Here is an 11,776-nt window from a genome sequence, read left to right on the forward strand (position 1 = left end):
GATATAACTCTAAATTTTATTAGAAAAATTAGTTTTTATAAATTATAAGAATATAATCTAAGTGGGATTGTTAGAAAATTCCTTTTGCATAAAAATATGAAAGGATAAATTGTTCACAAAATATTCACATTTAGTCATGCTCTCTACTTGGTTTTCAAAAAAATAAAAGAATATAATTCTTTTACTTAAAAATTTAAGTTTTCATTAAAACACACTATGACTAGAAATCTGGAGGAATTTTGAATGAATAATATTAAAAAATTTACAACGTGGGACTCTTTACCTGATACATTAACAGCAGCACATATTTCAGAGTTTCTTGGTATCTCCAGAAGAAGAATATATGAATTATTTCAAATCCGTGTAGAATACGGAGGTATTCCAAACTTCGAAATTGGTGCCTCTAAAAGAGTAGACAAAGCGGATTTTAGATGGTGGATAGAAGAACAAAAAAAGAAAAAGAATGTAGCTGTTTAATGTGATTATTAAAGGAATGAAGAAGGATTAATATATTAGTATCTTCTTTTCTTATATTTTATTAATCTCTAGTCGCATACACTAATAGAAAGTAGGTTTTGGAATATGAAAGGATCGATTACCCGAAGAAATTGTAAATGTAAGAAAAAGAGATGTACTTGTGGTGCGAAATGGAGCTATAAAGTAGATATAGGCATAGATCCTATTACTGGTAAGAGAAAACAAGCTTCTAAAAGTGGATTTCGAACCAAACAAGAGGCAGAAGCAGCACTTACAGCACTAATAAATGATCTTCAACAAGGCACTTACCAAGAAGAGAGCAAAATCCTATTTAAAGACTTTGCTGCGGAATGGATTCAACTATATGAAGATGAGCATAATGTCAAACCAGGTACCATTCGAATTAGACAACACGAAATTAATAAGCTGATCCCTTATTTTGCTCAGATCAAAATAAAGGACATAACAAGAAAGAAATACCAAGACGCTATCAACGACTTAAAAGAACAAGGATTTGCCTACAACACACTCGACGGTGTTCATCGAACAGGAAAAATGTTATTCAGGAAAGCAAAAGCTATGTCCTATATTAAAATTGATCCCACCGAATTTACTTATCTAAAAAGGGATAAAAAATCAATTGAGGAATTAGAAGAAGAGGAGCTCCCTAAATATATGGAGAAGGAGGAATTGGCCTTTTTTCTAGAGACTGCTAACTCTAAAGGACTAGAGATGGACTATCTAATGTTTCTGGTCTTGTCCTATACCGGAATGCGAGTTGGTGAATTAATTGCTCTCAAATGGAAAGACATCAACTTCCACACTCATACCATTAGTATCACGAAAACGTATTATAATCCAACAAACAATACCGTGAAGTATATATTGGTTCCACCTAAAACCAAAAAATCAAGACGCACAATTATTGTAGATGAAATAGTCATTAGAGCATTAGAAGTTCACCAAACTAATCAAGAAAAGATGAAACAATACTTTGGTGAATCCTATCATGATGAAAATTTCATATTCGCTAAAGCCGATCGTTTCCCAGGTTACCCTATATTTATTAAAACAGTAGAGAATCGAATGTCACGTCTCTTAAAGATAGCTTCTTTGAATGAAGAGCTGACACCCCATTCATTACGACACACACATACATCCCTATTAGCAGAAGCAAAAGTGGGATTAGAAGAAATAATGGACCGCTTAGGTCATTGCGATGATGATACAACGAAAAACGTATATCTACACATCACAAAAGAACTAAAAAAAGAGGCTTCTCAAAAATTTAGTCAATTAATGAGAAGCCTACAATAATGCTCACGCTGTGAACTAAATGTGAACATATAACATTCTATATACAACAAACCCTTACATATCAAGGGATTGAGCGGCTGATTACATCATGCCGCCCATTCCGCCCATGCCACCCATGTCAGGCATTCCGCCGCCTGCACCAGCTGGTTCTGGCTTGTCAGCAACAACTGCTTCAGTAGTTAAGAACATAGCTGCAACAGATGCTGCGTTTTGAAGTGCAGAACGAGTTACTTTAGTAGGGTCCACGATACCGGATTCGATCATGTTTACCCATTGGCCATTAGCTGCATTGAAGCCAATGCCGATTTCTTCTTTTTTAAGACGTTCTACAACTACAGAACCTTCAAGACCTGCGTTGTGAGCGATTTGGCGAACTGGCTCTTCAAGAGCACGAAGTACGATGTTTACACCAGTTTGTGCATCACCTTCAAGTTCAATAGCAGCCACTTTATTGTACACACTTACAAGTGCAGTACCACCACCTGCTACGATACCTTCTTCAACAGCAGCACGAGTGGAGTTTAGAGCATCTTCAATGCGAAGTTTGCGCTCTTTCAATTCTGTTTCAGTTGCTGCACCTACTTTGATAACGGCTACGCCGCCAGCAAGTTTAGCAAGACGCTCTTGTAATTTTTCTTTATCAAATTCAGAAGTAGTTTCTTCTAATTGGGAACGAATTTGGTTAATACGTGCACCGATTTCGCTAGTTTCTCCTGCACCTTCAACGATTGTAGTTGTTTCTTTTGTAACAACAACTTTCGCAGCGCGTCCAAGAGAAGTTAATGTAGCAGATTTAAGGTCACGGCCTAATTCTTCAGTGATTACTTCACCGCCAGTTAATGCAGCGATGTCTTCAAGCATAGCTTTACGACGGTCACCGAATCCAGGAGCTTTAACAGCTACTGCATTGAATGTTCCGCGAAGTTTGTTCACAACTAGAGTTGCTTGTGCTTCACCTTCAACATCCTCAGCGATTAGCAATAAAGGTTTACCTTGTTGAACAACTTGTTCAAGGACAGGAAGTACTTCCTGGATGTTAGAGATTTTCTTATCTGTGATCAAGATGTATGGATTTTCTAATACAGCTTCCATTTTATCGGAATCTGTTACCATGTATGGAGAAGAATATCCACGGTCGAATTGCATACCTTCTACTACATCTAGTTCAGTTGTGAATCCTTTGGATTCTTCGATTGTGATAACTCCATCGTTACCAACGCGTTCCATTGCTTCCGCAATTAGAGCGCCAACTTCTTCGTCAGCAGAAGAAATCGCAGCAACTTGTGCAATGGATTCTTTGCCTTCGATTGGTTTAGAGATTGCTTGTAATTCTTCAATTGCAACAGCAACAGCTTTTTCGATCCCTTTACGTACGCCCATTGGGTTAGCTCCAGCTGTTACGTTTTTCAATCCTTCACGAATCATAGCTTGCGCTAGAACTGTTGCAGTAGTTGTACCGTCACCAGCAATTTCATTTGTTTTGCTTGCTACTTCTGCAACTAATTTAGCACCCATGTTTTCAAACGCATCTTCAAGCTCGATTTCTTTTGCGATTGTTACACCATCGTTTGTGATAAGTGGGGAACCGAATTTCTTTTCAAGAACAACGTTACGTCCTTTTGGTCCAAGTGTAACTTTTACTGTATCAGCTAATGCGTCTACCCCACGCAACATAGCGCGGCGAGCTTCTTCACTAAATTTAATATCTTTTGCCATACGTAAATTACCTCCTCGAATTTTTTGTTATGTCTTATTTTTTAATCGACATTTTCGTTAAGCAATAACGGCCAAAATGTCGCTTTCACGTAAAATTAAGTATTCTTTACCTTCGTATTTAATTTCTGTACCTGAGTATTTAGAGAAGATAATATGATCGCCTTCAGATACTTCCAATCCTACTCGCTCACCATTCTCAAGGACACGGCCTGTTCCTACCGCTACAATTTTGCCTTCAGATGGTTTTTCTTTGGCAGTGTCTGGTAACACGATGCCGCTTGCAGTTTTTTCCTCTTGTGCGACAAGTTCAATCACAACGCGATCTCCTAGTGGCTTTAACAAGTAAAACTACCTCCTTAAAGTTATCTCCATTTTTATTAGCACTCATCATCGTTGAGTGCTAACACAATTTATAGTTTAAATAAAGACACACTGATTTGCAAGTAATATAAGTTAAAATTTTTAAATTTTATCACCATTTATTTATCTTACCCAAATAAGGTCTAAATATCCTTTTAATTTCAGTTTGGTAGATGAAGAGAAGGAAAATGTTTCGCAATTGTAACTATGAGGTAAAAACGGTTAAAATTAAAGATATACGCAATCTAATATCTATATAAAAGATTAAGGGAGTTTTTCTATTTGAAAAAATATTACTGGTCAATTCTCATTACCTATATTGCCATGCAATTTTCTTCTATTCTTGGTATCCCAATTATGCTAGTTTTCTTATCGAATATGGATATCCCCACGGAACGAATAGAAGTATTGGCCGCAGGGTATTGGATTGTTATAAGTTTCATTTTGGCTTCAATCATTACTCTATTCCTTTTGAGACATGAAAAAAACAATAGAAGCTTAAGCGATCAGGCAAGTGTGGGAGCTTCTATCAGCTGGGCAATTGGCGGAGTATTTCTTGCCTTGTTTTCACAATCTGTTGCTGGTAATGTCGAACGAATTATTGGTATTCCTACCGGGTCTGAAAATACGCAGAATATATTGGGTCTCATAGAAGCAGTACCGCTTGTTATGGTAGTCAGTTCTGTACTTGGGCCATTTTTAGAAGAGATTGTCTTTAGGAAAATTATCTTTGGTTCATTACACAAGCGATTGAATTTTTTCCTGAGCGCGTTAATTAGTTCACTAATTTTTGCTGTTGCTCACATGGAATTTGTACATATCCTGCTTTATACAGCAATGGGATTCACATTTGCTTATTTATATGTTAAAACAAAGAGAATCCTAGTTCCTATTTTTGCCCATATTACTATGAATACACTAGTTGTAATCGTACAATCGCTTTATAAAGATGATATATTAAAACATATGGAAGAGCTTAATAAAGTTCAAAGCTTTATCGGAGGTTTGTTATGAGACGTTCACCGTTGTATATGGCAACAACTTACTTAATTTTAGGTGCTATTTTTATCTTTTTCGCTGTTCAAAATGTATCACGCAGCGGTTGGGATTTCTTTACCTATTTCCTGATCATACTGGCTACACTTGATGTTGGTTCAGGAATCCGCTTGATGATGATTCATAAACAAATTAAGAAAATGAAAAATGAAAAACCAAAAGAATAAGAAAAAAAATCTCGGAGGGAAATCCTTCGAGATTTTTTATTCTGTTTCTTCCGTATTTCCAGATGGATAATGTTTAAGAAAATATACTAATGATTGCAATTCGACTGCAAGGTCAATATGATGGACACGAATACTGTCCGGCACATTCAGACGGGCCGGCGTAAAGTTTAAAATAGCCTTAATGTTCGCAGCCACTAAACGATCTGTAATAGATTGGGCAACCTGTGATGGAACTGTTAAAATGGCTACACTAATATCTTGCTTTTCAAGTTTTTCTCCAGTTCATCCATATGATAGAGCGGAACATCCCCTATAAGGGTTCCTACTTTTTCAGGGGAAACATCAAACGCCATTTCAATCTTTGTATTATTATTTTTCATAAAATTATAATTTAAGAAAGCTGTACCAAGATTACCGACTCCAATTAGAGCTACCTTTGTAATCTCATCTTGATCGAGAGTCTTCCTAAAGAAGGATAATAGATAATTAACATTGTAACCATACCCTTTTTTACCTAAAGCTCCAAAGTATGAGAAATCTCTTCGTATAGTAGCTGAATCTACTTTAACAGCTTCACTTAGCTCTGCGGAGGAAACTCGTAGTTTTCCTGACGCGTGTAGATTTTGTATAAAACGATAATATAATGGAAGTCGTTTGGCTGTAGCCTGCGGTATTTTAGTATTTTCTTGCAAAATTAATTCCCTTCTCCCTATTCTTTCTTAGTCAATCGTTACTCCATATATCAAAACTGCCTTTGACAATCTGGACTGGTTTTACCCCCAGTTTTTCAATAAAAAATTGTTTCCTAATAACCTTTGTACATAACATATTCGGTTAATAAAGCAGCTTAAACAGCTGTTGGTGCTTACTCTCGTTTTTACCGATTGCACGAATAATTAATCTATTCATATTTTCAGCTTTTTTCCATATAAAATCAATATCTAATCCTTACACTGCCAGAGTACCACATAGAAATTATATCAGAAGTTTTCTTTGCTGCCATAATTCCAACTTCCGGAGCTATGTGCAATATGCCGTTTTTATCGATAATTCGTTACTTATCGTTAATTTTATATTCAAGCATAATACTAAGACTATGCAATAGAAGTTCTGTTTGTTTCCAGTTTACTTCTACGATATCAATCATATGGGATCCTCCCTTGGTTAATAAAGTACGTAAATTTACCGAAACTTTATTCTCCTATTCCTATTCTATAATATTTCTATCATTTTTGGTAATTTTTGTGTGAGTATTCACAAATTTTCTATTAAGTTGCAGTGCTTATCAAGAGTAGGCTACACTTAAGGTATGTACTTCTTGAGGTGAGAATATGATTATTTTACAAGTTAATAATGTTTCTAAATATTATGGAGCTGAAGCAATTTTATCTACTATTAAGCTCGAAGTTCAAACGAAAGACCGTATTGCACTTGTTGGCAGAAACGGTGCAGGTAAATCTACCCTCCTTAAGATTATTGCCGGTCACCTTTCACATGACAGTGGGGAGATCTATAAGCCAAAAGATGTTTCGATTGGATATTTGGCTCAAAATACCGGTCTTCAATCCGACCGCTCTATTTGGGATGAAATGATCTCTGTTTTTGAAGGCTTACAAAAACAAGAAGATGAATTGAGATTATTGGAAAAATCTATGGCTGATCCTTCTGTCTACAATGATGAACAAAAATATAACCGGGTATTAAAAGATTACGATCGCCTCCAGGAGCAATTTAAAAATTCTGGCGGTTACCAAATGGAAGCAGATGTACGTTCTGTTTTACACGGTTTGCGTTTCTCGGATTATGATTATACTACATCTATTAATTCCTTAAGCGGCGGTCAAAAAACCAGGCTTGCACTAGGTAAATTATTATTAACGAAACCTGATTTACTGATTCTGGACGAGCCGACCAACCATCTTGATATCGATACATTGAGCTGGCTCGAAGGCTACCTTCAATCATATCCTGGAGCTATCCTAATTGTTTCCCATGATCGTTATTTCCTTGATAAGGTTGTCAATCAAGTAATGGAGCTTTCCCGAACATCAATTAAGAAATATACAGGGAATTACAGCAAATACTTAGAGCAAAAGGCAGAGGAATACGAACGTAATGCAAAGCTTTATGAAAAACAGCAGGATGAGATTGCAAAATTAAAGGATTTTGTCCAAAGAAACATGGCCAGAGCATCTACAACTAAACGAGCCCAGAGCCGGCAAAAGGCCCTGCAGCGTATGGAAGTGATGGATCGGCCCTTGGGCGATGAAAAAACAGCCAATTTTACCTTTGAGATTGAAAAGCAAAGTGGTAATGAAGTTCTTCAGGCAAATGATTTGTCTATTGGATATGACGCACCTGTTGCCAGCCACTTGAACTTCAGAATTACGAGAGGAGAAAGCATTGCACTGATTGGTCCTAATGGAGTAGGGAAATCTACATTATTAAAAACATTGATTGACAGAATTCCGGCTTTGCATGGAGACTTCCAGCTCGGTGCCAATGTGATACTCGGATATTATGATCAAGAGCAGGCTAATCTATCATCCAACAAAACTGTGCTAAATGAGTTATGGGATGACTTCCCCAACCAACCTGAAAAGGATATCCGATCTATATTAGGGAACTTTCTATTCAGCGGAGACGATGTAATGAAAACTGTCTCTACCTTGAGCGGTGGTGAAAAAGCACGACTGGCTCTTTCAAAATTAATGATGCAAAAAGCCAACCTTTTAATTTTAGATGAGCCGACCAACCACTTGGATTTGGACAGTAAATTAGTGCTTGAAAATGCACTGGTTGATTATTCAGGCACTCTCCTCTTTGTATCCCACGACCGTTACTTTATCAATCGAATTGCCGATAAAGTATTGGAAATGAAAGCAGATGGTACAATTGAATATTTGGGGGATTATGACTACTATATACAGAAAAAACAAGAACAAGCAGAACTCGCTGAGCTGGAAAAACCAACGGATTCTATCTCCAATCGCCCTGTTTCAGATAAAACCACGTATCAGGAAGATAAGGAGCTTAAAAAGAAAGAGCGCCAACGCCAAAGACGTATCGCGGAAATTGAAGCTTCAATTGAAGGACTTGATACACGGATATCTGATTTAAATACACAATTATGTGACCCGGAAATCTATCAGGATCATGAGAAATCATTGGAAATCCAGACAACTCTTACAAAAACTGAAGAAGAATTAGAAGCATTAATGGAAGAGTGGACTTCTCTACAAGACGAATAAAACATGATAAAAAACCAAGTTAGGGGTGGCTTGGTTTTTATCAACATTTTTATCCACATTAATAAAGTTATAAAATCAGGTTTATTTTGATTTTTCCACATTATCCACAGATTTCAAATGCTTTATCCACAGAATCTGTTGATAACACGTAGTTATCCACAATTATTCGAGAGCTTTTACTTTTCAATCAATTTTTTACCAATAAAATAAGAGGATTACTTAAAAACAAGTAACCCTCTTATTTTTTATTCCAATATCAATCCTGGATTTGCATTCAAGTCCATCGCAGCTCTTTTGCCTTTTTCAAATGCAATACTACCTGCTGCTGCAATCATTGCTGCATTATCTGTACATAAATAAAGCGGAGGTATAATCAATTCTACTTCCTTTTTGTCTTTAAAAGCTTCTTCTAATTTAGTTCTTAATCCTTTATTAGCAGCAACACCGCCAGCTAACAGTACTTGTTTAACCTGGAACTCTTCTGCTGCTTTTACGGTTTTAGTTACTAAGACATCAATTACACTTTCCTGAAAGCTGCAAGCCAGGTCCTCAGGAGCTATCACTTCACCTTTTTGGTTGGCATTATGCAATGTATTTATAACAGCAGATTTTAATCCACTGAAACTAAAATCATATGAATCCTCTTCTAGCCATGCACGAGGCAATTTAACTGTTGGCTGACCTTCATGCGCAAGTCGATCAATATGAGGGCCACCCGGATAAGGTAGCTTTAGCGTACGAGCTACTTTATCATATGCTTCACCAGCTGCATCATCTCTTGTTTCTCCTATGACGTCAAAAGCTCCATGTTCCTTCATCAATACCAGCTCTGTATGGCCACCGGATACAACCAATGCAAGGAGGGGAAAGGAAAATTCTGTGAGAATTCTGTTTGCATATATATGCCCAGCAATATGATGTACATTAATAAGCGGAATTCCATGAGCAAAAGCCAATGCTTTTGCCGCATTTACGCCTATTAAGAGAGCTCCCACTAACCCAGGACCTTCAGTAACTGCAATTCCATCAAGATCATCCCAAGAAATTTCTGCTTTCTCCAATGCCTCTTCAACTACAAGAGTAATTGCTTCAACATGATGCCTTGAAGCAATTTCAGGAACAACTCCTCCAAAGCGTTTATGGCTCTCGATTTGAGAAGCTACAACATTCGAAAGGATTTCCCGGCCATTTTTTATGACTGCTGCTGCAGTTTCATCACAGCTGGTCTCTATACCTAATATAATTTGATTTTCTTTATTCACCATAATTCCACCCACATTACTAATGCATCTTCCATATTATCTGTATAATAAAATTTTCTTATGCCACCGTCTTTAAAGCCTAATTTCCGATAGAGACTTTGGGCAGTTTGGTTTCCGATCCGTACCTCGAGAGTCATTCTTTTCACTCCCATGCTTTGTGCCTTACCCAACATACGTACCATTAATTCTTCTCCGATTTTTTTGCCTCTCCATTCCGGCAATATCGCAATATTCGTGATATGGCCTTCATCTAGGATGAACCATGTACCGCAATAACCAATCACTTTCCCCTGGTCCTCTGCTACCAAATAATACGCATATTGATTGTTCATCAGCTCATTATAAAAGGCTTCTTTGCTCCATGGCAGAGTAAACGAAGCATGCTCCACCTCAATCACACTATCAAGATCCTCTATAGTCATCTTTCGAAATGTAATCGTCTGATTCATTACTCTTCCCTCTGTTTCTCTTGAGCTTCTATCCATTTCGCCTCAGCTTCGGCTAAACGTACGTAATTGGGGACAAAGGTGTGGATATCATCATCAGGCAGATTCATCCCATGCAATGCTAATTCACCCGGTCTGGCCTGCTGCAATGATAAAGGTGCCATAACAGCCTTATCTTCAAGAATTTCTGTTATTGCCTCAATATGAATAGGAACATCATTGCCTATGAATAGTATAGGTTGATTAAATGATTTTAAATGCTCAGCCCACTCAATGGCCAACACATTCTGATCTTCCTCTAATCTAACCAACTCTCCATTATCCCATTTAAAAAGACTTGTATAAATCTGTCCCCTTCTTGCATCAAACAGTGGACATACTAAGCCATTAAAATATCTGCCATTCAAGGCAAGTGCCTCTAAACTTGATACACCTGATAATTGAACCCCTAAGCTCCAGGCCAAAGACTTAGCAATCGTTACGCCAATTCTTACGCCCGTATAAGAACCAGGCCCCTTTGCCACGACTATTTTATCAAGGTCTCCTGGCTTAAGCCCGCATTCCTTCAAAATTGCTTCTATAGAAGGCATCGCCCGCACTGAATGATTTCGTTTTGTAAATGTTATTTGCTCTCCGATAATCCCTTTTTCATTAGCAACAGCCACTCCCAGGACATTCGTAGATGTATCAATTGCTAATACATTCATTAAAATATCTCCTCACATAGCTTTTCATAAAATTCACCTTTTGGTTCAGCTACAATTCTCCGTCTATCATTCCCATCATGATATAAATATAAGGTCAAAAGCTCTTCCGGCAATTGTCCTTTTATCAGATGAGCCCACTCGACGATCGTAATTCCTTCACCTTCAAAATATTCTTCAAACCCGAAATCTTCCTCTTCATTTTCAATTCGATATACATCCATGTGATAAAGTGGAAATTTCCCTTTATATTCTTTCATAATCGTAAAGGTCGGGCTATTCACATTTCTTGTTACACCTATTGCTTTAGCAATTCCCTTGCTAAATGTTGTTTTGCCTGCACCAAGGTCTCCCTCTAGCGCAATTACAGAGCCGGGAATCAGGCGACTTCCAATTTCCTCTGCCAGCTTCCTCGTCTCTTCTTCACTATTACAAATTCTCATATATTCGATCACAGTCATTCACCATGCTTTATATTTTATTATTAAAGTTTACATTATTTTAGTGTGTAAATCCAATTTCGATTTTTTAGGGAGAAGTAAGGTTAAAAATATCGATTAGGTGATGAAACATTTGCCTCTTTACGCATAGATGTATTGAGATTAGTTCTTTGCTATTACTACATTATTGATGTATACATCGAACATTTAATACACATGACATGGCTTCGGTACAACTTCCAGGCAGCTATGGCCGGAGTGGAAGGATGGTCGGGTATAGGTAGGTGCTTCATAAGCCGGGCATAGGTCGGGCATAGGTGCTTCATAGGTGGAGCATAGCTGCTTTCCTGCACACTTCACACACCTTCCAGGCCTTTGCACGGGTATAGGTTGGTCATAGATGCTTCATAGGTGGAGAATAGCTGCTTTCCTACACACTTCACCCACCTTTCAGACACCTTTACCCCGGTATAGGTGGGGCATAGGTGCTTCATAGGTGGAGCATAGCTGCTTTCCTACACACTTCACCCACCTTTCAGACACCTTTACCCCGGTATAGGTGGGGCATAGGTGCTTCATA

Annotated in this window: 11 protein-coding genes and 1 pseudogene; 5 read left to right on the forward strand and 7 right to left on the reverse strand. The window is 37.6% G+C overall.

The genetic code is table 11. From position 1 onward, the window contains the following. Positions 1–243: 243 nt before the first annotated feature. Positions 244–477 carry a helix-turn-helix domain-containing protein gene (locus AC4D4A_RS16260; RefSeq protein ID WP_490996848.1) on the forward strand — a complete coding sequence of 78 codons (234 nt, stop codon included), beginning with the start codon at positions 244–246 and terminating at the stop codon, positions 475–477. 105 nt (positions 478–582) lie between these two features. Further along, positions 583–1,794 carry a site-specific integrase gene (locus AC4D4A_RS16265; RefSeq protein ID WP_490996849.1) on the forward strand — a complete coding sequence of 404 codons (1,212 nt, stop codon included), beginning with the start codon at positions 583–585 and terminating at the stop codon, positions 1,792–1,794. An 81-nt stretch (positions 1,795–1,875) separates the two neighbouring features. Here AC4D4A_RS16265 and groL read toward each other — a convergent pair whose 3' ends face one another. Both groL and groES read right to left on the reverse strand, forming a co-directional pair. Continuing rightward, the gene (gene groL, locus AC4D4A_RS16270; RefSeq protein WP_490996850.1) at positions 1,876–3,510 is read right to left on the reverse strand and encodes a chaperonin GroEL; all 1,635 of its coding nucleotides are present in this window, start codon (positions 3,508–3,510) and stop codon (positions 1,876–1,878) included. A 57-nt stretch (positions 3,511–3,567) separates the two neighbouring features. Next, the gene (groES, locus tag AC4D4A_RS16275; protein ID WP_066109990.1) at positions 3,568–3,852 is read right to left on the reverse strand and encodes a co-chaperone GroES; all 285 of its coding nucleotides are present in this window, start codon (positions 3,850–3,852) and stop codon (positions 3,568–3,570) included. 300 nt (positions 3,853–4,152) lie between these two features. On the opposite strand from groES, the gene AC4D4A_RS16280 reads away from it, so the two are divergent. Beyond that, positions 4,153–4,884 (forward strand): CPBP family intramembrane glutamic endopeptidase, encoded by a 732-nt coding sequence (locus tag AC4D4A_RS16280; RefSeq protein WP_490996851.1) that lies wholly within the window; start codon positions 4,153–4,155, stop codon positions 4,882–4,884. Next, positions 4,881–5,093 (forward strand): YdiK family protein, encoded by a 213-nt coding sequence (locus AC4D4A_RS16285; protein ID WP_490996852.1) that lies wholly within the window; start codon positions 4,881–4,883, stop codon positions 5,091–5,093. Before AC4D4A_RS16280 ends, AC4D4A_RS16285 begins: the two co-directional genes overlap by 4 nt. Before the next feature lie 36 nt (positions 5,094–5,129). Here the strand turns inward: AC4D4A_RS16285 and AC4D4A_RS16290 are convergent. After that, a pseudogene (locus tag AC4D4A_RS16290) lies at positions 5,130–5,788 on the reverse strand (redox-sensing transcriptional repressor Rex). 636 nt (positions 5,789–6,424) lie between these two features. Here AC4D4A_RS16290 and AC4D4A_RS16295 point away from each other — a divergent pair. Further along, positions 6,425–8,344, forward strand: coding sequence for an ABC-F family ATP-binding cassette domain-containing protein (locus AC4D4A_RS16295; protein ID WP_490996853.1), 1,920 nt, complete (start codon positions 6,425–6,427; stop codon positions 8,342–8,344). A gap of 245 nt (positions 8,345–8,589) precedes the next feature. Here the strand turns inward: AC4D4A_RS16295 and tsaD are convergent, their stop codons facing one another. From tsaD to tsaE, 4 genes are read right to left on the reverse strand one after another with little or no spacing between them, the layout of a single operon-like run. After that, positions 8,590–9,606: a tRNA (adenosine(37)-N6)-threonylcarbamoyltransferase complex transferase subunit TsaD gene (gene tsaD, locus AC4D4A_RS16300; protein WP_490996854.1), complete on the reverse strand. Its 1,017-nt coding sequence runs from the start codon at positions 9,604–9,606 to the stop codon at positions 8,590–8,592. Beyond that, the gene (gene rimI / locus AC4D4A_RS16305; protein WP_490996855.1) at positions 9,603–10,055 is read right to left on the reverse strand and encodes a ribosomal protein S18-alanine N-acetyltransferase; all 453 of its coding nucleotides are present in this window, start codon (positions 10,053–10,055) and stop codon (positions 9,603–9,605) included. The genes tsaD and rimI overlap by 4 nt, the downstream gene beginning before the upstream one ends. Beyond that, complete coding sequence (gene tsaB / locus AC4D4A_RS16310; protein ID WP_490996856.1) at positions 10,055–10,759, reverse strand: tRNA (adenosine(37)-N6)-threonylcarbamoyltransferase complex dimerization subunit type 1 TsaB; 705 nt, start codon at positions 10,757–10,759, stop codon at positions 10,055–10,057. Before tsaB ends, rimI begins: the two co-directional genes overlap by 1 nt. After that, positions 10,759–11,217: a tRNA (adenosine(37)-N6)-threonylcarbamoyltransferase complex ATPase subunit type 1 TsaE gene (gene tsaE, locus AC4D4A_RS16315; protein ID WP_490558930.1), complete on the reverse strand. Its 459-nt coding sequence runs from the start codon at positions 11,215–11,217 to the stop codon at positions 10,759–10,761. The genes tsaB and tsaE overlap by 1 nt, the downstream gene beginning before the upstream one ends. Positions 11,218–11,776: the final 559 nt, after the last annotated feature.

This window comes from Pradoshia sp. Z5_111 (assembly GCF_058267535.1).